The following is a 23,241-nucleotide window of genomic DNA, read 5'->3' as shown; positions in this document are numbered from 1 at the left end:
GCTCCCCGGGCCCCTTGCTTCACCCCCGGTGTGTCCGCGCGGCCACGCCGTCGTGGCCGGGGGCCCGCGTCAGCTGCCGGTCCGCCTCTTCTTTTTCCGTTCCGGGGCTGCCTGTCCCTCGGGTTGCGGGAGGTCCGCCTTCTCTGTTTTGGTGCCGCCCCCCCGTTTCCCACATCACGACGAGTCGCTCGATAGAGGGGAGCAGTCTTGAGAAGCGCAGCGAAGATCCACGATCCGATGAACATCGTCCCGCTCGAGGCCATGCGCATGGCACTCGGCGGGCAATTGACCGCGCAGCAGGTGTCTTCCTATCGCGAGCATGGCTACCTGGTCCTGGGGCCGCTCTTCTCCCAGACGGAGATCGAAGTGCTCCGCGCACGCATCGCCCAGCGGTACGCGCACAAGGACTTCAGCTCCTTCAAGTCCGGGCACGACGACAACCCGCACCTGGAGGACCCCTCCTACTTCAAGTTCCTCACCGACCCGCGCGCCCTGAGCATCGCCCGGAGCGTGCTCGGGCCGGACGTCGCGCTGCTCTCCTCGCACATCATGTCCAAGACGCTGCGGGTCGAGGGCGAGCCCTGGCACTTCGACTCGCGGCGGATGGAGGCCTACCTCGCCCCCGTCGAGGTCATGGGGCTGCTCGTGGCGCTGGAGCCCTTCTCGGCCCGGTTCGGGGGCCTGTGCGTGGTGCCCGGCTCGCACGAGGAGACCGTGCACCTCCAGCAGGTGGGCGATGAGGTTCCTCACGACATCCCGCCCGAGCGCATCGACCCCCGCCGCGTGGTGCCGCTCGAGCTGGACGTGGGCCATGCCGTCCTGCTCAACCCCTGGGTGATGCACGGCTCGAAGCACCGCGACGAGGCCTTCATCATGCGGTTCATGCCCACCACCGTGCGCTGCCGGGGCACCTGGCCCGAGGGCATGTCCCCCTACCTCGTCAGCGGCGTGGACCGCAGTGGCGGCCACAACGTCTACGCCCCGCTGCCCATCGGGGAGGGCACCGTTTGAAGCCCATGAGTGACAAGAGCTTCGTCGGAAGCCCTCGCTGGAGCCCGGGGAGCACCGGTGCTCCGAGAGCCGAGCTGATCGAGTTCCTCGAGCGCGCCGGCCGCGCCTCCCCGGCGCGTGACGCCGCCGAGCGCTGGTTCGACGTCGTGCCCCTCCGGCAGGGACAGCGGGTCATCGACGCGGGGTGCGGCATCGGGCTCATGCTCCCGCGGTTCGCCCGCGCCGTCGGCTCCTCGGGCCACGTGGTCGGATTGGACCATGCCGAGGATCTCCTCGAGCGGGCGCGCGAGCGAGTCCACGCGGAAGCCCTCGACGCCGTGGTGGAGCTGCGGGGTGGGGATATCAACCGGATGGACTTCCCCGCGGGCACCTTCGACATCGCGACGACCGAGCGGGTGTTGATGCACCAGGAGGACCCGACCGCCACGCTGCGGGAGCTGCGGCGCATCGTGAAGCCCGGGGGCTTCGTCGTGGCGGTCGAGCCGGATCTCCGCTGCTGCCGGCTGGACGGGAACGTCGATCTCGAAGCCATCCAGCTCATGCTCGAGCGGCTGGTGAAGGGCGTCCGGAATCCCTCGGTGGGCTCCGAGCTGTACCGGCGGATGCACGAGGCGGGGCTGGTCGAGCGCAAGCTCGTCCCCGTGAGCGCGATCATCACGCGAGCCGAGGACCTCCACTTCCTCCGCCTGCGGGAGACGTCCCGGAAGCTCGTCGAGGACGGGCTGCTGAGCCAGGAGCGGATGCTCGGTGCGCTCGCCGGGCTGGAGGAGTCCAGCCGCGAGGGGACGCTGGCGTGCTTCGTCGGCTACTTCATCGCGGTGGGCAGGGTGCCGGAGGCGCTCTGAGCGCGGGCCTCAGATGGGGAGGACCAGGTTGCCCGGGATGCGGCACGCATCGTAGAGGACGGTCTTGGAGACGAACCTCGCCGGGCCGTCCAGGCGGATGCTGGCGATGAGCCGGCCCGTGGCGAGCAGCGTGCTGTCTCCCTCCTCCTCCGTCCTGTACAGCAGGTAGTTGGCGCGCAGGGCCACCGGCTCCTCGCGGGTGGCCCCGGGCTCGACGAGCAGGTTGCTGTAGTGGTGCCGGTACGTGTGCGGCGACCACGTCAGTGCATGGCGGATGGCGGTGACCCGATCCCTCATCATCGCGCGGCCCTTGCAGTAGATGAGGCAGGCCGGCAGGCCGCGCTGGTGGTTCTGCCGGGAGGTCAGCCGGTAGAGGCCCTCCTCGACGAAGAAGTCCGGCCAGTCCGCCAGGTCCCCATCGTCGATGGCGGCGGCATACCGGTAGAGCAGTTGCTCGGCGAGCTCCCTCATACCCCCATCCACTCCCGCCAGACGTGCCAGAACAGCCGGACCTGCCCTTCGTCGGCCATGGTGGGCTGGGGCTTGCCGGCCTCGCAGGAGGTGCCGCCCAGCTGGAGAAAGGCCGACTCCCCCCGGGCGCCCTGGATGCCCTTGTGCGTGTTCTCCAGGGCATCGAAGTCCTCGAGGTGCACGTAGCCCGCGGGCCCCGTCATGTTGCCGTGGATGAGCCTGCTCTCGCGCAGCTCGGGCGAGTCGTCCGCGTAACCGAAGAGGGTCCAGACCTGCTCGAAGCTGTCCACCCCCCGGGGAATCACCTGCCGCGTCGACAGGCAGTTGCCCATCCGCTGGCCGATGAACGTCGGGGAGACGATGAGCAGGAGGGCGCGGATCTCCTCGTCCCGTTCGGGCAGGGCGTGGACCAGCTCGGGCGCTTGCAGGGCCTGGCCTCGCGGGGGCGTCGCGGCCTCCACCCGCGGCGGCTCGGCGCCCTCGGGGACCCAGGTCATCGCCATGCCCACCCCATGCCGGTCCGAGATGCTCTCGGCCCGCTGGGCGGGGTTGAAGATGTTGAACGTCGACGCGAAGCCGTGGAGCAGCCCGGCGTGGTAGGCGTCGAAGACGTTCTCGAGGTAGTGCTTCCAGTTGGCCTTGACCGTATGCCGCAGCTGGCCGAGGACGACGAGCTCGCGCCCATCGAACACCCGGGCCATCCGCGGCCCGACGATGGGGCCGAGGTACTCGGGGAGTGGCGGCGTCTGCTCGCTGAAGGTGGCGAACACCAGCCCGTTGAAGGTCTCCACCCGCAGGCGCTTCAACCCATGCTCGGCCTTGGAGAAGCAGGCGTCGTAGCCGCCCGCCCCTCCGAGGCCATTCTGGAAGGGGACGACCGCCAGCGTCCCATCCGGCTCGTACTCCCACCGGTGGTAGACGCACTGGAACCGGCAGCTGTTGCCGGACCCTTCCCGCAGGACGATGGAGCCGCGATGGGCACAGCGGTTGACCAGCACATGGAGCTGCCCGGCCTTGCCTCGTGACAGGATGACGGGGACTTCCCCGATGTGGGTGGTCTTGTAGTCGCCCTGCCGGGGGACCTCGGCCTCGAGGCCCACGTAGTGCCAGAGGGGACCGCGGAAGATGCGCTCCTGCTCCCGCTGGTAGAGGGCGGCATCCGTGAAGACCTGGTAGGGCACGCGCCCCAGGTCGTCCGCGGGCCAGTCCAGTCCCGTGGGCACTCCCTCCGAATCCATCGCGCTCGCGCTCCTCTGGGTTCCAACCGCGGCGGCAGCATGCCAGCACGGTGGCGCTCGGAAGAAGGCCCTTCAGCTCAAAAGACAGCCAGGCGCCAGGCCGGAGTGCCCCGGGAATCCAGGCCCACCCAGGGTGTTCGAGCCCTCCACCCATTCGTTGACTGGAGGGTCCACTGCTCACTCAGGACTTCACCCGGCGGAGCCTCGCCACGCTGCTGGTGCTCACCGTTGCTGTCGCGGGGTGCTCGGCCCTCTCGGACCTGGGCGACACCGCCGATACAGCCGTCGCCCGGACGGCTGCCATCCTCGATGAGGGCCTCGTCGGTCTTCAGAACAACTCCGCGGACTGGCAGAAGGTGCTCAGGGATACGGAAGCGAAGTTGACCAGCGACACCCAATCCACCATCCGCAACGAGGTCTCCAACCTGCTCTACCGTGGCATCGCCGCGACCAGTGCGGAGGTCCGCTGTGACGCCGACTTCGTGGTGAGCCGGATGCGCCTGGGGTTGAGCCGGCTCAAGGCCGAGCTCCTCGGGGCGCCAGTTCCTCCCCTCGAGCCCCAGCTGTGCTCGGTCATCCCGCTGGCTGTCGACCGCACGCTCGTTGCTCAGGGACGGCTCAACCACCTCGCGCTCTACGGCTACGACCTGGACGCCGGCTCCCTCCAGGTGCTGCTGCAGGATGGCGGCGAGCTGCTCGATGTCACCGACATGCTCAACCTCCCGACGCACTACCTCATGACGCTCACGCTCGGGGGCAGCACGGGCGTGCCCATCACCTCGTCCAGCCAACGGCTCATCATCAAGTGGGCCGGCCACGAGCTCTCCACCATCTCCGTCATCCAGCCGGAGACGCCCCTCTGCAGGACCCAGGTGGTGACGTACCAGCCATCGGCGCTCCACTTCATCCCCCCCAAGTTCGACGGTTCCACCGAGACCCGGGGGTTGGGGCTCCTCGACGGCCTCCTGCCCGGGAGCGGCGAGGGCAGTGACCCCGGGGCCCGCCCGGCCGGTGACGCGGACTTCAGTGGCCATGGGCCGGAAGTGAACGCGAGGGTGCGGCTCATCAACAACGGCACCTCCGTGAGCGCGGAGCTCTTCATGTCCGCCAAGGAGACCCGGGCCGACTGGAGCCAGGCCCAGGGCAGCCGGACGGAGCAGCTCTACGTTCCGGATCCGGGATGGCGCGTGACGGACATGCGCGTCCCCTCCTCCGGGGGCGAAGCGTGCCCACCCCAGTCCACCTGCTTCTCGTATACGGACACCACCCTGACTCCCGACATCTTCTCGGCGGGAAGTGGCCCGGTGCAGCGTTTCGAGTTCATCGGTGACACGAGCGGGACCGAGGTGGGAACCCGCACCGGGATGCACGTCACGTTCAACCCGTTGCGCTTCGAGCTGACCGAAGATGGGAACTGCGTGGCCCCGTCCACGGTCTCCCGGCTGAAGAGCCTGGACCTCATCGCCCCGGAGACGCTCGAGCAGTTGGCGCCCGAGGGGCGTTGACCTGTCTGGCCCGGGAGGGGGCCTGCGTCAGGGTCACGCGGCTAGTGGACGGCGGGCGCACCTCGGTGTCCCGCTGCCTGTCCCGGCCGCGTGAGGGCAGCTGGACGATGAAGCACGAGCCCTCGCCGAGACGGCTTTCGATGGAGATGCTGGCCCATGACCGACACCCTCGCCGCGCACCGCCGCGGCCTGCGCGGGCCTTCGCTCCTGCCCACCGTGCCTGCACCTCAGCTGTCTCCTCCCCTCGATTCTGGTTGATGATCCTGGGGGGGTCTCCTGGCGATCCTCCTCACCTGGTAGGCCCAGGCAAGAGGAGCCAACCTGCCCCTTGCCACCGGCGTTGCTCACAGCAAGGTGAAGTCCCAGCGCAAGCGCAGCGAGAGCCTGTCGTGACGGGACAAGCCCGTGAGCGGGCCGTAATCATCACCGGCATGGCAGATGATGTAGCCGAGGCTCGACCCCAGTCCATCCCTCAGCCTGTCCGGTTGCTGGGGGACGTGGAGGGCGGGCGCTAGCCCCTTCGAGCGGGGGGCACCAGGGAGCCACTGGCACTGTCCTGAGCCGGCCCCGGACTTTCCCGCGTGGCTACGGGGGTTTGGAGTGCGCAATTTCGTAACCGGAGGATGCACGGAGTGCCCAAGGCAATCGTCTTCGAGGTGGATGGGACGCTGGTGGACACGAACGTGCTTCGTGCGCGGGCCTGGCAGGAAGCGCTGGCCCGTTATGGCCGCCAGGTGCGTCTGCCGCGGGTGCTCGCGCAGATGGCCCGCATGGGGGACCAGTTCCTCTCCGTATTCCTCCCGGAGGACGAGTACCTGCGCTACGCCGATGAGCTGGCGAGCTTCCACCGCGCGCTCTTCCACGAGGAGTACCTGCACAAGGTGCGGCCCTTCCTCGGCGCCCCCGAGCTGCTGCGGCACCTGCGCGAGGAAGGGTGGCGCATCGCCCTGGCCTCCACCGCGGACCCCGACGAGCTGGAGCACTACATCGAGCTGCTCGGGGTGGAGGATCTCATCGACGCGCGCACCACGGACGCGGAGGTGGACCGCAACCGGCTGCACGAGGAGATTCCCGCCGAGGCCATCCGGCTGCTGGGCCTCGATGCGACCGACGACACCCTGGCCATCGCGGCAGTGCCCTACGACGTGGAGGGCGCCGTGCGCCTGGGCATGCGGTGCGTCGGGCTGGTGTGCGGCGGCTTCACGGACGAGGAGCTCCACTCCGCCGGGGCCATCGCCGTCTTCGGCACGCCGAGGGATCTGCTCACGCGCTACGCCGAGTCCCCCCTCGCCGCGTTGGGTTGAGCCGGGCCCTCGCGGGGCACCTGGCCCGTGTCCCGCTCAGGCCGCCTTGGCGGAGTCCTCGGCCCGCACCGTGCCGTCTCCCGAGCCACCGGTGCGCGTCATGCGGCTGTAGAGCGACAGCGAGGGATCGAAGAGGAACTTCAGCCAGAGGGCCGTCCACGACGTGTGGTAGTGCAGCGTGTCGTAGAACTCGGGGGCCAGCTGGCGCACCTTCGGCAGGCGCGTCCAGGGCACGCGCATCACGTCGTGGTGCTCGTTGTGGTAGCCCACGTTGAAGGCCACCCAGTTGAGCGGCCCGTAATACGAGTACGTCTCCTGGGGCGCCTTGACGAGGAAGTGCTCCTGGATCCACCGCGCGCCCAGCGGATGCAGGCCGATGGCGAAGATGGACGCCAGGAACATGTAGACGAGCGCGCGAGGCCCCAGCAGTGCCCAGACGCCCGCGATGAAGGCGAGCTGGATGGCGAAGTTGGCGATGTACCAGCCATCGACGAGCGGGATGCGCTTGAGCCGCGACACGCGCATGGCCTGGAAGGCCCAGAAGTTGAGCTCCCAGAAGGCCTTGCCCCAGAACGAGTTGCCGATCAGCTTCGCCTCGAAGGGGGTGGCCAGGTCCGCGTCCAGCTCCGGGTCCCCTTGGAAGCGGTGGTGGATGAGGTGGTACTTGCGGAACGAGGCCGCCGCGGGGAAGAGGATGGGCAGGTTGGTGAAGAGCTGCAGCACGGCGTTGAGGCGCGGGCTGCGGAAGACGAGGTTGTGGGTGCACTCGTGGATGAGCACCCATAGCCCGTGATCGATGAAGGCGCCCACCAGCCACGCGGTGGCCAGCAGCGCCCACCACGGTGAGTCACGCAGGGCCCAGGCGATTGCCACCTGTCCTCCCACCAGCAGCAGGACGAACAGGGCCGTGATGGGAGTGGGGCCGCACAGATCCTTGAGCTCGGGGTGCGCACGCAGGATGGCGCGGGCTCGCTCGAGGTGGGGCTCCTTCTCCGTGCTGCGGGCAAACTCCAGGGGGCGCGGCTGACTCAAGACGCTTCCTTTCGGTCGTACGAGGCGGGGGGGCGCGCAGCTTGGCATACCCCTCCCGCTCGACGCCACGCGTCATATCACCCGCCCTCACTCCAGCGTGAAGCTCAGGGCCTTGGCCTGGGTCTGGACCGAGTCGAGGATGGCCTTGTCGAGCGTGTTCTTGCCCTCCGCGGCCAGCTCCTTCTGCTTGCCGGCGAGGTACTGCTGCCGCTCCGTGCTGAGCTTCTGGATGCGGGCCTGCAGCTCCGTGCGCTCCTTCTCCTTGGCCGCGAGCACGGCCTTGCGCTCCTCGGCGCTCTTGCCGCGCAGCTCCTCGGGCAGCTCCTCGTCCTTGAGCGTCTCCACCTTCACCTTGCCCTGCTTCGTCCCGTCCACCAGGTCCCAGCCCGAGTTGTCGTAGAGCCGCGAGGCCTTGGACATGGCGCGCGTGGTGGCGCTGACCACGTTGGTGCTGGCGTTGGCGTCCTGGGCCTCCTGCCGCTTCTTGGCCTCCGCGCCGGAGCGTCCGTAGCTCAGGTACGTCTTGTTCAGCTCCACGCCCAGCTTCGCGATCTCCTCGTCCTGGGGCGCGGCGACCATGGCCACGGCCTGGTTCTGGTCGATGTTGAAGGGCTGCCCGCCCGCGAAGCGCGCCGCCTCCGCCCAGCCGCCGCTCGCCCCGGCCTCCGGGGGGCCGCAGTGGATGGTGTTCACCATGATGCCGTGCTCCTTCGCCGCGGAGATGGCGGTGCGGAACGCCACCGGCCCCTGCGAGAAGGGCTCGTTGCCCGCGATGTAGATGAGCTTGAGGTCCTTCTTCGACTTGCTCCACTCGAGCTGCTGCGTGGCCTTCTGGATGGCCTGGCCGCAGAACTCGCTGCCCCCGTTCGTCTTCAGGGCGAAGAGCTGCTCGGACACCCGGTCCAGGTCCGTGGTGAGCGGCACCACCTGGCGGATGTAGCCGCCCTCGCCGGAGAGCCCGTCGTTGCCGTACTCGTAGAGGGCCAGCTCCAGCCGGGCCTGCTGCCCGTCACGCTGGGCCTTCTGGAAGGCATTCACCACCGTCCAGAGCTGGCGCTTGGTCTGCTCGATGAGGCCGTCCATGCTGCTGCTGGTGTCCAGGAGCAGGGCGATCTGCACCTTGGGGGCGGAGATGGCCGCCTCGAGCGTCCCGGGAGCCACGGCGGGACGGGTCTGCGGGGGCGGGGCCTTGGCGGGAGGGTTGGGCTCCGCGGAAGCGGAACCGGGCAGCGCCATCAGGCCGAGACACAGGAGCGAGTGCTTGAGCATGGACGCTTCTACGCATGGCCCCGGAAAAGGTTTTATGGGCCACACCGGTGGGTCGCCCCAGCCACGCGGTGAGTCCGCACGGCCACGCACGGGCGCCGCGGGTGGAGGCCCGCCGGAGCCCGTCCCTCTGGCCGTGGCCGCTCGCCTGCCCGGCATCGCTCCTGCAATGCCCTCCCCGCGGAGAGGGCACGCATGAGCCACGAGACGCAGAACGAGCAGCAGCGGAACGAGACGAAGCAGAACGAGACGAAGCACCCCGAGCCCAAGCGTGGCGAGGTGCTCAAGCAGATGGTGTCGCTGGCCGGCGAGGCGGCGCGCGGGATGGTCAGCCGGGGCCGGTGGCTCGTCTACACCCAGCGGGGCCGCCGGGTGATGGCCGGGCTGGCGGTGACCGGCATGGTGGCTGGGGCCGTGGCCGCCCAGCCCCTCTGCATGATCGAGCCGGGCGAGGTGGGCATCCGGGTCAACCGGCTCACCGGCAACGTCTCCGAGCTCCACGAGGGCTGGTCCCTGCTCATCCCCGAGGTGCACCGGCTCAGCCGCTACAGCCTCAAGGATCAGACCTACCAGCCCTCCCGCAGCGCCAGCGCCACGTCCGCGGCGCCCTTCCAGTCCGTGGAGGGCCTGTCCATCGGCGTCGAGGTCAACATCCGCTACCTGCTCGACGCGGAGAAGATCCGCACCCTGGCCGCCCGCCTCCCGGAGAACGTGGGCCAGGAGATCATCGAGCCCGTCATCGACGGCGTGCTGCGCCGCCACTTCGCCCAGCACACCGTCCGGGAGATCTTCTCCACCCACCGCGTGCAGATTCAAAAGGACCTCACCGAGGAGCTCACGCCCCTGCTGGCCGCCGATGGCGTCATCCTCCGCTCGGTCACCCTGGGCAACGTGGACCTGCCCCAGCAGTACCGCACCGGCATGGAGGCGCTGCTCTCCGAGGAGCTGAACGCGGAGAAGATGCGCTACACGCTCGACCTCAAGGACAAGCAGGTCAAGCAGTCCGCCCTGGAGGCCGAGGCCGACAAGGTCCGCCGCGAGAAGGCCGCCGAGGCCGCCGGCAACGAGGAGATCATCGCCGCCAGGGCCAAGGCCGAGGCCATGCGCCACGTCCTCCCCTTCAAGGAGAAGGAGATCGAACAGCGCCGCCTGGAGGCCGAGGCCGCCAAGGTCTCGCGGCTGACGCAGGCCACCGCCGAGGCCGAGGCCCACCGCATCGAGGCCGCCGGTGAGGCCGATGCCCGGCGCAAGCTCGCCGAGTCCGATGCCTACCGCGTGGAGGTCACCGGCAAGGCCGCCTCCGAGCAGCTCGCCCGCGACGCCGAGCTCATCAGCCGCAACCCGCTCCTCATCCAGAAGACGCTCGCCGACAAGCTCTCCGACAAGATCCAGGTCATCATCGCGCCGCCGCAGGCCGGCGGCTTCATCGCCGGCAACCTGCTGGGCCAGCCGCAGACGGCCGGGTACGCGGGCGCGCCGAAGCCCTCGTCCGACGCCCTCGCCAACGCCGGGGAGCCGTCCTCCCAGGAGGAGTAACGACCATGCTCGCCACGCTCGTCGTCATCGCCCTCGTGGTGCAGGACCAGGCGCCCCTGCGCGCCGCGCCCCAGGACTCCGCCGCCCGCCAGGCCACGCTCTGGCAGGGCGAGTGGCTCGAGGTCCGCGGGGAACGGCAGGGGTTCATCCAGGTGTACGACCATCGCCGCGAGCGCCCCGGCTACGTGCGCTCGCACCAGGTGCGCGTCTACCGCCTGGATGAGACGAGCGTGGCCCGCCTCCAGGCCGTGGTGGAGTTCCTGAAGGACTCCTCGGGCTCGGAGGCGCTGGGCATCGGCTACGCGGCGGCGCTGCTGCGCGCGGCACCCGCCTCCCAGGTGGGGCCGGAGCTCTTCGACGCGCTGGGGACGATGGCGGACCGGCTCGCCCGGCGCGCCACCTCCAACAAGACCAACGACGCGGCCCTGGCCGCGCACCTCGACGTGGCCGCCAGCTACGGGGTGAAGCTCGTCAGCTTCGAGCGCGAGGGCCGCACCCGCGTCTGCTATGACGGCGAGGCCTTCCGCCGCGTCCTGGCGCTCGGCGGCGGTCCCGAGGCGCGCGTCCGGGCGGCGCTCGCGCTGACGCGGCCGGAGTGCATCGATCCGGCGACGAATCCCGTGGAGCAGCAGGCCCTCAACGAGTGGCGGAGCTCGGTGCTGGATCAGGTGGACGCGGCGAAGCTGCCGGCGTACCTCGCCAACCGGCTCCACCTGCGGCGGGCCGAGGTGTACGCGGCGCTGGCGTATCAGTTCTCCCGCCGCGGTGAGGCGCAGCGTGGCGCGAAGGCCAGTGAGCGCTCGGTGGAGGAGTTGGCGCGTGTGCTGAAGGCGGAGCTGGCCGAGGAGGACAAGCCGGCCTATGCGGCCGCCGCGGTGCGGGTGGGGGCCTCGCGCCATGCGGTGGAGCCCGCCGTGGAGAAGCCGGGCTCCGGGCCCGTGCTCGAGCTGGCCCAGGGTCAGCCGGGAGAGACCTGCATGCGCCTGGTGGACGCGAAGGAGCCGAAGGCGGTGCTGTCCGAGCGCTGCACCTATGGGCTGGTGTGGCCGGGCTCGGTGCGGCGCTCGGCCCAGGGCTCGGCGGTGGCGGTGGCGGTGCAGATGCTCGAGAGCTGGACCGAGCTGTGGGTCTTCCACCAGGAGGGTGGGGCGTGGGTGCTGGACACGGTGGCACCCGCGGCCACCGAGCCGGTGCTCGGCTACGTGGAGCTCGCGGGCTTCTCCCCGGATGGCTCGCGCGTGCTGGTGGCTCGCGAGGCGCTCGTGGAGGGAAGGGTGAAGTCCTCCTTCCAGATGCTCAAACGCGAGACGCTGATGCCGGAGAAGAGCGCCGAGCGCTTCGAGGACTTCGGCTCCTTCCAGCGCTGGAGCTCCGCCGACTGGCGCGGCCGTACCGTGGCCGTGCGCTGACGGAGTCCGCTCATCCTCTTCCGGGATGTGTGTGATGTCTCCTCTCCCCGGGAGATGGTCAGGGTGGGTGTCCGGGCTCAGGTGGGGTGAGCCAGAAGGCGGGGCCTTGAGCACGGCCATTGCGAGCCGTGCCGCGTCTCAGGGGGTGGAGCGTCCGCCAATCTCCGGGAAGCGCTCGTAGGCCCGTTTGAGCGCGTCCAGGTGGGCCGGGTTGTCGTAATCGAGCGGTGCATCCGTTAGCTGCACGACCCACCCACCCGACGGCGTGCGGTGCGCCCGCGAGAGCAGCTCGGCGTCGCGAGCAGGATCCGGGAACCCGATGGCCTTCGCGGCAGCGGCAGACCAATAGTTCAGCCACCCAAGGAAACACGGAATCTCAGGCGCGGGGAGCTTCTCTGGAAGGTTGAGCATGGGAAGCCCACGGGGTGAGCGCTCCGGTCCATGAGGCGAGCGGCGAAATTGCTGCGCGACTTCCGAGCCATAACCATACGGCGACGCGTGCCCCCAAAATGCGCGCGCCCCTTGCGCCATTCCTTCCAGCACATTCGCTGCTGCCGCGATCACGGGCTCGCCTAGTGGCAGTTTTGCATGCACTTCAAACTGGTCCTGACCGCCTGCGCTAAGGAGTCCCGATTTTCCCATTCCCCAAACCGTCACGGGGTAACTCTCGTCCCCGTTGCACACGAGAGGGAATCCCCCGTCCTCAATGCTTTCTACGAGCCACGCGTCGCGCTGCGGCAATGCGATGGGCCGCCCGCCTTCGGAGAGCCGCCACTCCAGGCGCAAGCCGGGGAGCGCCTTCTCCATCCCATGGACGACATCGAGCGTGCGTCCGTCTTTGCCCACGAGCGCAGGCGCGTAAACGATGAGGGTGAGGGCTTTACGCTTGGTCATCGTGTGCACCCGTAACAACAACATTGAGAGCGGGACTTTCTTCGAGCAGCGCGGCTTTGTGCGCTTCGGTGCTCACCCCAACGACATAGCCATATCCGCATGCCGCCGCAGCTTTTCGCTGCTTCTCTATTTGAATCATTTCCTTCTTGATTTCCTTGTCTTGGACAAAGTCAGGGTATGCGTCAAATCGATGGGTCTTGATTTCCCACAGCACACGCACGCCGACTTGCAGTGCATCGAAGCTCACACCGCCCACGAGCACATCCATTCCGGGATAACGGTTGGGCGGAAACTGATCGGCGCACCTGTTATGCGCGTCATCCTCGCCCGCGTGCGGTTCCGGTATGGGCTCGCACCTGCGACGTCGCTCTCGTTCAGAGATGTCGGTTGGCCCCACGGGAGGGAAGTCCGGCCCTTTGGGCTCCGGCTTGGGCCTTTTTTCCGGCGAGGGTTTCTGCGGGGCGGGCGCTGTTTCAGGCACGGGCCGCGTTTCAGGCACAGGCCTTACCTCGGGGTGGCCCATATCCAGCGCATACGCGTCCAGGGCCTCTTTGATGGCGAATCCCACCACCACCACGCCCGCGACGATCACTGCACCCACGATGATCTCTGGCGCCGCCAAGACACAGAGTCCGACGCCCACTGCCGCGCCTGCGGAGGCGACGGCGCATCTGCCCGTGATGTCCCGAAACCGAACCCGGTCATGGTCGAGGGCATGAAAGCACCGCTCCGCCAGCACGGGCCAGGGCTCAGAAGCTTCGCGGACGGCGCACCGCCCCCCATCCGTCCAGGGCAGCTTCGCCGCGCGCTGGAGGTTGGCGAGCCTCGGATCCCGGGCCGCTGGCTCTGTTGGGGTGGGCGCTGACGTAGCGCAGGCGGAGACATAGAGCAGAAGTGCGATGCACGCTCGGAGCCGCATGGCCGGGCCCTCGAATCAAGTGAGAACCTGATGGGTCCCGTTCTGGAGTATGCCAGCACGCTCCGTCGGCGAAGAACGAGCACGCGAGGGGGCGCGGTAGGAAGCCGCCTTGTTGAACGGGGCGGGACACCAGGGGACGCGGCGGGATATCGACTCCCAAGCATTCCGAGCGGTTGCGAGGTAAGGGCGCGATTCTGCTGGGAGTTTCGCACCGCCCGGCGCGGGTTCGATTCCCGCCGCCTCCACTCCACGCAATCGAGTTGTTAATCGGCGCGCAAGCGATCGGGCTTGACCGTGAGCGTCGCGCCGTGAAACGCTGTCTTGGCAGCTTTATTACCCATTTGCGTAAGCGCTGCGTTTACCGATCGCTTCCTGTGGAGTGGAGAGATTATGAGGCTACCCCGACAGGTAAAGCCGGTCGCGTCACGGCGTTCCCAGGCTGTGCGGTCCGGCGTCGCGCCGTCCGATTTCCTGGATGACATCTGGTCGGGGTTCACCAGCGTGATGAGCCCCTTTGTCAAGATCGCGACGCCCATTGCATGCCCGCTCCTCTGCGAGGGCGATAAGGCTTGCCTGCAAGCGTGCCGCGGCGGAAGCCGCGCCGTGAGCGATCTGCTCGGCGGCTGAGCGAAGAGAACATCCCATCGAGCGGACCGCGCGGACAATCATTCGCTCGGATTGGCGGCCTGTTGCGTAGAGTTGCGAGGGAGAGCTCCATGAAGCTGCCGAAGCAGATCAAGCCGGTCCCCCGAGCCAGCGCGCCGGACGACGCGCCCGCGCGCCGCGTGTCGCCTTCGAATAATAACGAAGCGTGCGTGGCCGCCTGCGCGCTCTTGGTCGACCCGTTCGCCCAAAAGCTCTGCATGGAAGCCTGCGGCGAGTAGGCGCGCGATGCTGCCTGGCCTCGCCGAGCTGTGGGCGGAGACACTCGGGGATCCGCGCGTCACCGTCGCCGTGCTCGACGGCCCGGTCGATCTCTCGCACCCCTGCTTCGAAGGGGCCGATCTGACGGTGCTGCCCACGCTGGTGCCCGCGGTGGCTGGCGACGCGGCGGCCACCGAGCACGGCACCTTCGTCGCGAGCCTCCTTTTTGGCCGCCACCAGAGCCCGGTCGCCGGTGTCGCGCCGGAGTGCAGAGGGCTCATCGCCCCCATTTTCGGCGACGGCGGCGGCGGCGCGGTCAAGGCGGCGACGCAGACCGATCTCGCGCGCGCGATCACCCAGGCCGTGACCTCTGGCGCGAAGATCATCAACCTGAGCGGCGGCGAGCTCGCGTGGTCCGCGGAAATGGCATGGCCCCTCGCCGACGCGGTCAAGCTCTGCGAGGCCGAAGGCGCGCTCCTCGTCGCCGCCGCCGGCAACGACGGCTGCCGCTGCGTCCACGTGCCGGCGGCGGCCAAATCGGTGCTCGTGGTCGGGGCGATGGATGCGAGAGGCGCGCCTTTGCCGTTCAGCAACCACGGCGAGGACTATCACGATCACGGCATCCTCGCTCCCGGGGAAGATATCGAGGGCGCCGTCCCGGGCGGCGGGACGGCGCGGCGGCGGGGCACGAGCTACGCCGCCCCGATCGTCTCCGGCGTGGTGGCCCTCCTCTTGAGCCGCGAAATGCGGCGGGGCCGCGGCACCTCGCCGCGCGAAATCTTCGAGGCGCTCCTCGAGAGCGCGATCACGTGCGAGGCGCAGCCAGCAGACGAGTGCGACCGGCTCTTTCGCGGGCGCCTGGACGTCACGGGCGCGATCCGATGGCTCGATGCGAAGGCAGGACAGACCATGACGGCCACAGAGCAGACAGTGGAAGCGGCGGGCATCTCGGCATCCTCGGGCCCGGCGCCCCAGAGACCTCGGGCCGGCGCGAGCGCCGCGCACCGCGGCGTTCACCCGGCCGACTGCGGGTGCGGCTGCGGGGGAGGTCAAAGCCCTCTCGTGTTCGCGATCGGCACGCTCGGGTTTGATTTCGGGACCGAAGGGGTCCGGGATATCTTCAACCAATCCAGCCCCAACTGGCTCCTCGACGGCCTGAACCTGAAGGCATATCTGACGCAGAACCCGACCGACGCGGCGTCGATCGTCTGGACGCTGAGCATCGAGAGCTATCCCGTCTACGCCATCCGGCCGTCGGGCCCCTTCGCCGAGCAGATTTATGAGACGCTCGTCGAATTCATCGGCGACGCGGACCACCGCGTCTCGGTCCCGGCGCGAAAGACGGGCGCAGTGGTCGAGTTGATCTCCGGCCAGGTGCTCCCGGTGATCGAGCCGGAGCTCGCCGGGCTGAATAGCTGGACCACGGCGGCGCTCGTCGAGAGCCTCCGGACGAGCCCCCCGGAGCCCCCGGGCCCGCTCGGGGTGAACCACAGGATCGTGGAGGCCGAGCTCGCGAACTATCTCGATCGCGTCTATTTCGAGATGCGCAACGTCGGCGAGGCGCCGCAGCACCGCGCGCTCAATTTCTCCGCGACGAACGCCTACGAGACGTACCGCGTCTTCTTCGAGGCGACGAGGCTCGGCATGAAGCTCGAGCGCGTCGATGTGGAGCGGAGCCCGCTCTGCCGCCCCGAGTCCGACTGCTGGGACGTGAAGCTCACGTTCTTTGACCCGCTCGCGCGGCGCAGGAGGGCGCGGCAAATCTTCCGGTTTACTGTCGACGTGAGCGATGTCGAGCCGGTTCTTATCGGCAACACGCGGAGCTGGCAGGTCCGCTGAGCGATGGCCCTTCGCGCCGAGACAATGACCAACCACCACGAATACGGAGATTGTTGATGTCGTCCACGCAAGCGCCCGCCGAAAAAGCGGCGGCCGAGGTGTCTCCCTCGGGCTGTGAATGCGGCGCCTCCGCGCCTGGCTCGCAGGTATTCGTCCTCGGCACGCTCGGCTTCGACTTCGTGAGCCGCGAGCGCCGCGACCGCATCTACGCGACGAACGGCAGGCCGATCGGCGATCGCCATGGCCTCGCCAGGTATCTCCTCAGGCCCGGGAGGAGCCTCGCCGCCGCGTCGGACTTCAATTCAATCGTGTGGACGCTGAATATCGACGGAGCGCCCGTCTATGCGCTCCAGTGCACGTCGCCGAGCCTCGCGGCCGCGTTCCGAGAGAGCATCGTCAACGCCGCCGACACCGCCTCGCCGGAGGCTCGCTTCGTCGTGGCGGGCGAGCTCGCTGGCAGCGCCTCGCTCCTCGACGGGCAGGTAATCCCTGTCATCGAGGTCTCCTCCTTCCGCCCTCTTATCGACTCCCCGACCGCCGTGGTCGACGCGATCCAGATCGCAGGGGCGGTGGCGGCGGCGCCCGCGAAGGTTGATCTCACGGCGCCTTCGCTGGACGGGGGATTCATTCAGAGGGGCAAGGTGACCCCGCTACCGGGCCGGCCTGGCCTCGCGAAGCTCACGCTATCGGTAGAGCCACCGAGCACGGGGGCTATCCCGCTGAAGACCTTCACGTACCGGGGTCGAGAGATCCTCATCGCCGACAGTTCTCGCGCGGAGATGCGGGTCAGCAGCCGGGAAGGCATGACCCTCTCCGGCGCCGGCTACGCGCTCAAGGCGTCCTTGGAGATCAATGGCGATGGATCGCTATGGCGGATGAGGGTCTATTTTCACACGTATGATTCGACAGGTCACGTCAGCGCCAGCGTGGGCTCCAATCGTTATGCGCACACCTTGATCGACTCGCCGCAGCCTGTCGCGGGGCAGCCGGGAGCCTTCGATTGGGTCTCTTCGATCGTCTTTCGGGCGGAGAAAGGAGCGGTGGTCGATTTCCGGCTCGAGAACACGCCGCCGGGCGGAGCCGCCCAGAACCCGGCCGAGGTGATCGTGTCGAGAGAGGAGCCGCCGCGCGCGGGCGCCGGCTCGAACTACCGCATATCCAGGGCCTTCGGCGTCGGAGAGCATGAAATTGACTTGATCGCCGAGGAGATCGACGTCCCGCCCGGCCTTCGGGCCACGTTCTTCGCCGATGGGCAGCCCACGCATATCACCGTCGGCACGGGCGTAACGAAGGTGAAGAACCTCAAGGCCGACATTCTCCTTGTCGAGCCGAATTGCTACGTGGGTATCCAGGCCGTGACGGTCGAGAAGGCCGACCAAATCATCGAAGAGGCCGCCCTGCAGACGTTCATGGATGGCCTCTACGGTCTTCTGGTCAACCAGGGCGTGTCCTCGAGGGAGCGAGCGATCAACTTCGCCGCTGTCCAGGCAGCGACCACCAGCGGGACGGAGAACCTCCTCGCTCACGCCCTGTCGCAAGGCCTCGGGCTCGCGTCGATCGACGCGAGCCCCGCTCCGCTCTCGCGCCCCGGGGCGGACGTATGGGACGTCTTCATGGTGCTCTGCGATCCCGACCAGGCGGACGGCGGCGCGAGGCTCGTCTACCGCACGACCGTCGACGTCGCCGGCGTCGAGCCCATTCAAATAACGCCTCGCCGGAGCTATTGGACAGCATGAGCCGCGCGATGGGAAAAACGATGGATACCGATACAAATACAAGCGTGGCGGCGGGCGCCGGCAAGGGGGTGCTCCCCGCCGGGTGCGGCGACGGCGCGTCCGGCCCACCCGTCCTCGTGACCGGCGCGCTCGGGTTCGACCCCGGGACCTACCAGCGCCGCGACACGTGGAACGCCCATAGCAACGCCGAGCTCCGCGACTATCTCGAGCGCGTACCCAGCGACGCCGAACTGGTGACCTGGACGCTGAGCATCGATGAGCGCCCCGTGTACGCGATACGACCTGGGGGCCCCTTCTCCAGGAAGATGTATGAAAAGCTGAGGGGCCTCCTGCTCGACCCACCTTTCAACGGAGTGGTCACCGTGGCGGGGCAGATCGCCGGGACGGCGACGCTCCTCAACGGCGAGGTCGTGCCCGTCATAAACCTGGATCCGACGTGGCTCTCGCCGGAGCCCGACTGGCTGAGCCCAGCGCGGGCTTTGCTGAGCGCCACGGGTTCACGGTTGTGCGAATTCGAGCCGGACCTGCCGCTCAGAGATCGCTCGTCATGGAACCTCACCCAGGGCCGCTCAGGGCCGCGCGTGCTCGACTGGATCGCGTGGGACGGGACTGCAAAGGACCGGAAGCGCTGGCTGGCGTCGTTCAGGGAAGATTTCAAGCTACGGGTCGAGGAGACATCCATCCCCGGCGAGCTCGGCAAGGCTGATCCGCCGATGCTTGACGTCACGTGGGAGGACGGCGAGACGACCCTGCGCGGCTCGACCTCGGAGGGCGGCGCGCTCTCCCGGTTGGAGATCTTCGCGCCGGCGGATACCACCGATCGAGTCCTCAGCATTTATGTTGCCGTGGGCGCCTCTGCCCACGCTCGCGCGGAGGTCCGCGCGAGCGTGGGTAGGGGCGACGACGATCGCCTCACGCTCGCGCCAACGGTGATCGAGTTTGTGCCCTCCGCGGAAGACGGCGGGCGGACCTACACGCAGCGCCTCGTGAGAATCAAATTCCGGGGCAGGGTCTCTGCGCTTTTGGCAGCTCGGGACATGCTCGAGGTATCCGTGGTCTCGAATCACGTCGGGCTCATGCGCGTCTTCGCGATAGCGCTCGAAGGGGACCCGGCGAGCCCTGAGCGCGTCGAGAGGCCCGCGCCGCTCCAGCGCTTCGTCGACCGGCTCCGCGCGGCGCAGCGGAGCCTGGGCCTGTCACCTCCGGAGAGGGCGGCCAATTTCGCCCTCGCGCACGCGGCCTCCCAGGGCGGCCCGCTCCAGGCGATGTATATGCGCGGGATGACGCTCGACGATATTGGCGTCCAGCGCAACGAGCGCTGCCGCCCCAGGTCCGACTGCTGGGACGTTCGGCTCGTCTTCTTCAATCCGGAGCGCGTCCATGGCGCCCGCGTCGTTCACCGCGTGACCGTCGACGTGAGCCAGGTCCGTCCCGTGCTCATCGGGCGCGTACAATCGTGGAACGAATGTAGCTCGGAGAGATGAGAATGACGCAGATCAGTGATACGCAGGTGAGGCCCTCCGGCTGCGGGTGCGGGACGAGCGCCGCGCTCGCGAGACCGCTCGTCTACGCCGTCGGGAAGCTCGGGTTCGAGCACGCGTCCGAGGCGAGGCGCGACGCGCTGACCGCGGAGAACGGCGGCACGCCGATTACCACCGGAAATGAGCTCGCCCTCCACCTCACGAGCCACCGCGCGAGGGCCGCCTTGATCACGTGGACCCTGAGCATCGACGAGCACCCGGTTTACGTCATAAAGCCGATGTCCGCTTATTCGCAGGACGTCTATGTGAAGCTCACGCAGTTCCTCGCGGAGTCGTGCGTGCGCGTGTCCGTCCCCGGGTGGATCACGGGCAGCGAGCGCCTCGCGAACGGGAACGTCGTGCCCGCCATCGACCCTTGCCTGTCCGGCCTCGTTGGCTGGTCGGCCGCCGAACTCTCGAAGCGGCTCGGAAAGGACCTCGACGACAAGCTCTGGGGCTTCTTGGGCCGCCTCTTTCTCGAGCTGCGCAACACCGGCACCTCGCCTCAGGAGCGGGCCAGGAACTTCGCCGTCACCGAGGGGTTCATCGTCGCCGATAAGCTCCGCTCGGCCGCCGACAAGAATCTGAACCTCCGCGACGTGAGCGTGAGCCACAGCCCGATATGCCGCCCCGGATCCGAGTGCTGGGATACGTCGCTCACCTTCTTCAACCCGGACAAGCTGACGACGGAGCCGCTCAAGGTGCTGCGGTTTACCGTCGACGTCAACGACGTCAAGCCGGTGCTGATCGGCGGAATCTATAAAATGAATACGTATTGAATTCGCCCGCGCCGCCGCGGCTCGAGGGCCCGAGAGGCCCATTGAAAGGAGTGAATCATGAAGCTGCCCGCACAAGCCAGGCCCGTCCGGAGGGGGCCGTCCTCGGTTCCCATTGCGCGCGTCGAACCGTCGGGGCTCATCAGCACGATCGGCGATCCTCTCTGCGAGGTCTTTTGCTTCGGCAACGCGGATTGCATCAAGGGCTGCCAGACGGTCATCGACGGCGGCGACGGGCTCTTGTCGCCGCTCCTGGGGCTCTTGATTTGACGGCGCGGCGCCCAAAGAGCTCGCACGGTGTGGTGGACAGGTATTCGAACGTATTAATATTCATGCAAACAGGAGAGATACGATGAGACTGCCGAACCTCGCGGCCCCGATCGTCCGGGGCCTGGATCTCGAGCTTCATTCCCCAGGGCAGCGCGCCGGTGTTCTCCCTCAAAGGAAGAAGGGGCAACAAAACAAGGCTACCTGGGAGGGGATAGCCTCGATCGGAAGAAATAGTGCAGGGTGTCCCGTCGGAGAGACGGCCTCGGGAGGGATGCTGACAGGGGAGTACAATACCGTCTGCGGGGAGCTTCGCCGGCAGGCGAAGGAGAATTTGATGCGGCAATACCCGGGCTGCGGGCCGTACATGACGGCGGCATGTGTCAACGCGGGCTGATTCGACCCGGCGTCAGGGGAAAAGGCGCGGCATGAACCGGAACGAGCGTCCCCGTGACGTCAAAAGACGCGCGGGTTGATCGATCCCGGAGCATAGCGCTCTCGACCGCTCTGGAGCGCTCTCGCCGGATGCCTCCGGCGGCGGGTTCGATTCCCGCAGCCTCCATTGGCGGAGGCTCCACCCCTTGAGGCTCGGAACTGCTCCGGGCCCTTCCCCGCCTGGAGGGGGAAGGGCCCGGGGTCATCTCGGGTGAGGGGAGACTACGGGTAGCAGGCGCTCCAGTTGGAGAGGGCCGCGCGGATGGGCTCGCGCAGAGGCTCGACCTTGGAGGTGGTGAAGGTGTTGTCCGCCGCGGTCTTGCTGCTGGCTCCGTCGATGAAGATGCCCCACACGTAGTTCTGGTTGACCGTCATCCCCAGAGAGCACCGGGGGACCTCCGCCGAGCCCGCCACCGAGCGGTACTCCAGGCACGAGCCGCTGCCGCACAGCGTGTAGCCGCCCGCCTTGTAGTGGGTGACGAGGCGGCTCTTGTACTGGCTGAGGGCGCTGGCGCTCAACCCGTAGCGCGCCCCCTCCTGGTCCACCAGCGTCATCAGCGCGCTCCGGATGCCGGTGAAGTCACCCGCCTGCTCGGGCATGCGCTGGTACAGGGCGGTGCGGCTGGAGGCGGACAGCAGCGTGCCGTTGGCGATGCCCTCGTACATGCGGCCGGCATCCGCCAGCGTGAGCGCGTTGGCCACCGGGCCACCGCAGCCCGGGTAGTGGTTGAGCTGGGTGGAGGCCATGCCCACGGTGTCGGCCGTCTGGTTGATGGGGGCGAAACCGAACTCGTCGATCACCGCCCGGGTGCGCTGGTTGTCGGAGAACTCGAGCATCCGGTAGATGGCGTCCCCCAGCGTCTCCGAGCCGGTGATGGTGCTGGTGGGGCAGCTTCCGCTGGCGGGCGGCGCGTAGACGTTGACGAGCTGGCTCAGGCTGGCGCGGCCGGCGTCCACCTCTCGCATGGCGTGCAGGGCGATGAGCGCCTTGATGGTGCTGGCGGGCTCGAAGACGCGGGTGTCCTGCAGGGCCGCCTGCACCGAGCCCCCCACCTGCTTGAGGTAGTGGCCCGTGGCGCCATCCGTCCCGTCGCGCATCAGCTCGCCGATGCGCGTGGTGGCCGCGTTCGAGTTGTTGACCAGGATGGCCGCGAACCTGCGCACGCCCCCCGACCAGTACGTCTTCACATCCAGCAGCCGCGCACCATTCTGCGACAGCTTGTCGCCGAGCTGAGAGGACGTGACGCCGTAGTACCACCACCACGAGATGCCCGGGCTCTGCTCCATGACGACGTTGAACGTGGAGCCGCTGGCGTCTGCGGGTTCGATGTTGGTCAGGAACGCGTTGTTCTGGGAGAGGAGGCTGGAGACCTGGCTGCCCGTGACACCGTAGTACCACCACCACGCCCGCGCGTCGGAGCCGGTATTGGGAATCATCACCGCCGCGTAGCGCGTGCCCGCGCTGGTGGAGTAGCTCTCGAAGTCCACCAGCCGTGCGTTGTTCTGCTGGAGGGCGGTGCTGATCTGCGACGGGGTGGTGCCGTAGTACCACCACCAGCCCTTGGCGTCGGCGCCGGTGTTGCTGATCATCACCGCCGCGAAGTACGTCGTCCCGTTGAGCTCATAGGGAGACAGGCTGACGATGCGCGCGTTGTTCGTGCTGAGGTAGGAGGAGAGCTGGCTGCCCGTCACGCCGTGGTACCACCACCAGCCCTTGGCGTAGGTGCCGCTGTTCTTCACCATGGCCACGGTGAGGCGCAGGGGAGAGGTCTGCTCCACCTGGAGGCTGACGAGGCGGGCGCCATTGGCGCTGAGCAGATCCGAGACCTGCTCGGGAGTCTGGCCGTAGTACCACCACGAGGCGGTAGGCGCGGTGTTGAGCGCCTCGCCCAGGGCGGCGTCCTCGCGCTGGCCCAGCTCCGCCGCGGCGGGGGTGTCGGTGCCCTCCAGGGGCTCGACGGGGCCGCATGCGGAGGAGAAGGTCACGCTGGCCAGGGCCAGTGCGGAGAGCAATCGGGAACGGAGGCTGAACATGGTTTGGCTCCTGCCGGGCGGGTGCGCCCGGCGGCGTCTGAGGTTGCGCAGGAGCCTGATTGCAGCGCGCATGCCATGGCGCGAAGCCCGCTCAAGACAGGGGGGCACCGCCGTAAGCAGGCGAATCCTGGCCTCGGGGCCCCTGAGCGGTGGGCCTCTGGCACAGGAGGTGGCACCTTCCCGGTGGCACACGTGTGTCCGAGGACGTGTGCCACCCCGTTGCAGAGGTGTGCCTGGTCAACCTGCACGGCGCTTCAGGGGACGCAGGGGATTGAACCCGGTTTCACCCGATACCCTCACCCCGTCCCTCTCCCGGAGGGCGAGGGGATAGGGCCGCGGG

19 protein-coding genes are annotated in these 23,241 nt (G+C 68.3%); 12 read left to right on the top strand and 7 right to left on the bottom strand.

The annotated features are described in order from the left end of the window. The first annotated feature begins 207 nt into the window (after nucleotides 1-207). Together NR798_RS34870 and NR798_RS34865 are read left to right on the top strand one after the other, a co-directional pair. The gene (locus NR798_RS34870) at nucleotides 208-1,011 is read left to right on the top strand and encodes a phytanoyl-CoA dioxygenase family protein (protein ID WP_375766864.1); all 804 of its coding nucleotides are present in this window, start codon (nucleotides 208-210) and stop codon (nucleotides 1,009-1,011) included. Between the two features lie 5 nt (nucleotides 1,012-1,016). After that, a complete protein-coding gene (locus NR798_RS34865) occupies nucleotides 1,017-1,856 on the top strand; it encodes a methyltransferase domain-containing protein (protein WP_375773867.1) in 840 nt (279 codons plus the stop codon). A gap of 9 nt (nucleotides 1,857-1,865) precedes the next feature. Here NR798_RS34865 and NR798_RS34860 read toward each other — a convergent pair whose 3' ends face one another. Both NR798_RS34860 and NR798_RS34855 read right to left on the bottom strand, forming a co-directional pair. After that, nucleotides 1,866-2,327 (bottom strand): aromatic-ring-hydroxylating dioxygenase subunit beta, encoded by a 462-nt coding sequence (locus NR798_RS34860; RefSeq protein WP_375766863.1) that lies wholly within the window; start codon nucleotides 2,325-2,327, stop codon nucleotides 1,866-1,868. Next, a complete protein-coding gene (locus NR798_RS34855; RefSeq protein WP_375766862.1) occupies nucleotides 2,324-3,565 on the bottom strand; it encodes an aromatic ring-hydroxylating dioxygenase subunit alpha in 1,242 nt (413 codons plus the stop codon). The genes NR798_RS34860 and NR798_RS34855 overlap by 4 nt, the downstream gene beginning before the upstream one ends. 218 nt (nucleotides 3,566-3,783) lie before the next feature. Here NR798_RS34855 and NR798_RS34850 point away from each other — a divergent pair, with 218 nt between their 5' ends. Together NR798_RS34850 and NR798_RS34845 are read left to right on the top strand one after the other, a co-directional pair. Next, nucleotides 3,784-5,070, top strand: coding sequence for a hypothetical protein (locus NR798_RS34850; protein ID WP_375766861.1), 1,287 nt, complete (start codon nucleotides 3,784-3,786; stop codon nucleotides 5,068-5,070). Between the two features lie 632 nt (nucleotides 5,071-5,702). After that, complete coding sequence (locus NR798_RS34845) at nucleotides 5,703-6,374, top strand: HAD family hydrolase (protein WP_375766860.1); 672 nt, start codon at nucleotides 5,703-5,705, stop codon at nucleotides 6,372-6,374. Nucleotides 6,375-6,410: 36 nt separating this feature from the next. Here NR798_RS34845 and NR798_RS34840 read toward each other — a convergent pair whose 3' ends face one another. Together NR798_RS34840 and NR798_RS34835 are read right to left on the bottom strand one after the other, a co-directional pair. Continuing rightward, entirely contained in the window at nucleotides 6,411-7,406 is a 996-nt protein-coding gene (locus NR798_RS34840) for a fatty acid desaturase (protein ID WP_375766859.1), read from the bottom strand. An 87-nt stretch (nucleotides 7,407-7,493) separates the two neighbouring features. After that, nucleotides 7,494-8,675, bottom strand: a complete 1,182-nt coding sequence (locus NR798_RS34835; protein ID WP_375766858.1) for a VWA domain-containing protein — start codon at nucleotides 8,673-8,675, stop codon at nucleotides 7,494-7,496. Nucleotides 8,676-8,867: 192 nt separating this feature from the next. Here NR798_RS34835 and NR798_RS34830 point away from each other — a divergent pair, with 192 nt between their 5' ends. Both NR798_RS34830 and NR798_RS34825 read left to right on the top strand, forming a co-directional pair. Beyond that, a complete protein-coding gene (locus tag NR798_RS34830; protein ID WP_375766857.1) occupies nucleotides 8,868-10,208 on the top strand; it encodes an SPFH domain-containing protein in 1,341 nt (446 codons plus the stop codon). 5 nt (nucleotides 10,209-10,213) lie between these two features. Further along, the gene (locus NR798_RS34825) at nucleotides 10,214-11,617 is read left to right on the top strand and encodes a hypothetical protein (RefSeq protein ID WP_375766856.1); all 1,404 of its coding nucleotides are present in this window, start codon (nucleotides 10,214-10,216) and stop codon (nucleotides 11,615-11,617) included. A 138-nt stretch (nucleotides 11,618-11,755) separates the two neighbouring features. Here the strand turns inward: NR798_RS34825 and NR798_RS34820 are convergent, their stop codons facing one another. Together NR798_RS34820 and NR798_RS34815 are read right to left on the bottom strand one after the other, a co-directional pair. Further along, nucleotides 11,756-12,511 (bottom strand): DUF5953 family protein, encoded by a 756-nt coding sequence (locus NR798_RS34820; RefSeq protein ID WP_375766855.1) that lies wholly within the window; start codon nucleotides 12,509-12,511, stop codon nucleotides 11,756-11,758. Then, nucleotides 12,498-13,430, bottom strand: coding sequence for a DUF6310 domain-containing protein (locus NR798_RS34815; protein ID WP_375766854.1), 933 nt, complete (start codon nucleotides 13,428-13,430; stop codon nucleotides 12,498-12,500). Before NR798_RS34815 ends, NR798_RS34820 begins: the two co-directional genes overlap by 14 nt. Before the next feature lie 716 nt (nucleotides 13,431-14,146). On the opposite strand from NR798_RS34815, the gene NR798_RS34810 reads away from it, so the two are divergent. From NR798_RS34810 to NR798_RS34785, 6 genes are read left to right on the top strand one after another with little or no spacing between them, the layout of a single operon-like run. After that, nucleotides 14,147-14,314 (top strand): hypothetical protein, encoded by a 168-nt coding sequence (locus NR798_RS34810; RefSeq protein ID WP_375766853.1) that lies wholly within the window; start codon nucleotides 14,147-14,149, stop codon nucleotides 14,312-14,314. A gap of 7 nt (nucleotides 14,315-14,321) precedes the next feature. After that, the gene (locus NR798_RS34805; protein ID WP_375766852.1) at nucleotides 14,322-16,133 is read left to right on the top strand and encodes a S8 family serine peptidase; all 1,812 of its coding nucleotides are present in this window, start codon (nucleotides 14,322-14,324) and stop codon (nucleotides 16,131-16,133) included. 56 nt (nucleotides 16,134-16,189) lie between these two features. Next, nucleotides 16,190-17,869: a hypothetical protein gene (locus tag NR798_RS34800; protein ID WP_375766851.1), complete on the top strand. Its 1,680-nt coding sequence runs from the start codon at nucleotides 16,190-16,192 to the stop codon at nucleotides 17,867-17,869. Next, nucleotides 17,866-19,353: a hypothetical protein gene (locus NR798_RS34795; RefSeq protein ID WP_375766850.1), complete on the top strand. Its 1,488-nt coding sequence runs from the start codon at nucleotides 17,866-17,868 to the stop codon at nucleotides 19,351-19,353. The genes NR798_RS34800 and NR798_RS34795 overlap by 4 nt, the downstream gene beginning before the upstream one ends. A gap of 2 nt (nucleotides 19,354-19,355) precedes the next feature. Further along, entirely contained in the window at nucleotides 19,356-20,168 is an 813-nt protein-coding gene (locus NR798_RS34790; RefSeq protein ID WP_375766849.1) for a hypothetical protein, read from the top strand. 57 nt (nucleotides 20,169-20,225) lie between these two features. Then, a complete protein-coding gene (locus tag NR798_RS34785) occupies nucleotides 20,226-20,435 on the top strand; it encodes a hypothetical protein (protein ID WP_375766848.1) in 210 nt (69 codons plus the stop codon). Between the two features lie 654 nt (nucleotides 20,436-21,089). Here NR798_RS34785 and NR798_RS34780 read toward each other — a convergent pair. Beyond that, nucleotides 21,090-22,901 (bottom strand): serine hydrolase, encoded by a 1,812-nt coding sequence (locus NR798_RS34780; RefSeq protein ID WP_375766847.1) that lies wholly within the window; start codon nucleotides 22,899-22,901, stop codon nucleotides 21,090-21,092. Between the last annotated feature and the right edge of the window lie 340 nt (nucleotides 22,902-23,241).

Source organism: Archangium gephyra, from assembly GCF_042230915.1.
GTDB classification, from domain to species: Bacteria; Myxococcota; Myxococcia; order Myxococcales; family Myxococcaceae; genus Archangium; species Archangium gephyra_B.
Note: the sequence above shows the minus strand (reverse complement) of the source record. Positions and strands in the feature narration are given on the sequence as shown.

Coding starts and splice junctions, on each gene's coding strand:
- NR798_RS34825 (WP_375766856.1), top strand. CDS start 10,214: ATGCTCGCCACGCTCGTCGTCATCGCCCTCGTGGTGCAGGACCAGGCG.
- NR798_RS34865 (WP_375773867.1), top strand. CDS start 1,017: ATGAGTGACAAGAGCTTCGTCGGAAGCCCTCGCTGGAGCCCGGGGAGC.
- NR798_RS34815 (WP_375766854.1), bottom strand. CDS start 13,430: ATGCGGCTCCGAGCGTGCATCGCACTTCTGCTCTATGTCTCCGCCTGC.
- NR798_RS34795 (WP_375766850.1), top strand. CDS start 17,866: ATGAGCCGCGCGATGGGAAAAACGATGGATACCGATACAAATACAAGC.
- NR798_RS34860 (WP_375766863.1), bottom strand. CDS start 2,327: ATGAGGGAGCTCGCCGAGCAACTGCTCTACCGGTATGCCGCCGCCATC.
- NR798_RS34830 (WP_375766857.1), top strand. CDS start 8,868: ATGAGCCACGAGACGCAGAACGAGCAGCAGCGGAACGAGACGAAGCAG.
- NR798_RS34820 (WP_375766855.1), bottom strand. CDS start 12,511: ATGACCAAGCGTAAAGCCCTCACCCTCATCGTTTACGCGCCTGCGCTC.
- NR798_RS34785 (WP_375766848.1), top strand. CDS start 20,226: ATGAAGCTGCCCGCACAAGCCAGGCCCGTCCGGAGGGGGCCGTCCTCG.
- NR798_RS34855 (WP_375766862.1), bottom strand. CDS start 3,565: ATGGATTCGGAGGGAGTGCCCACGGGACTGGACTGGCCCGCGGACGAC.
- NR798_RS34780 (WP_375766847.1), bottom strand. CDS start 22,901: ATGTTCAGCCTCCGTTCCCGATTGCTCTCCGCACTGGCCCTGGCCAGC.
- NR798_RS34790 (WP_375766849.1), top strand. CDS start 19,356: ATGACGCAGATCAGTGATACGCAGGTGAGGCCCTCCGGCTGCGGGTGC.
- NR798_RS34800 (WP_375766851.1), top strand. CDS start 16,190: ATGTCGTCCACGCAAGCGCCCGCCGAAAAAGCGGCGGCCGAGGTGTCT.
- NR798_RS34835 (WP_375766858.1), bottom strand. CDS start 8,675: ATGCTCAAGCACTCGCTCCTGTGTCTCGGCCTGATGGCGCTGCCCGGT.
- NR798_RS34805 (WP_375766852.1), top strand. CDS start 14,322: ATGCTGCCTGGCCTCGCCGAGCTGTGGGCGGAGACACTCGGGGATCCG.
- NR798_RS34810 (WP_375766853.1), top strand. CDS start 14,147: ATGAAGCTGCCGAAGCAGATCAAGCCGGTCCCCCGAGCCAGCGCGCCG.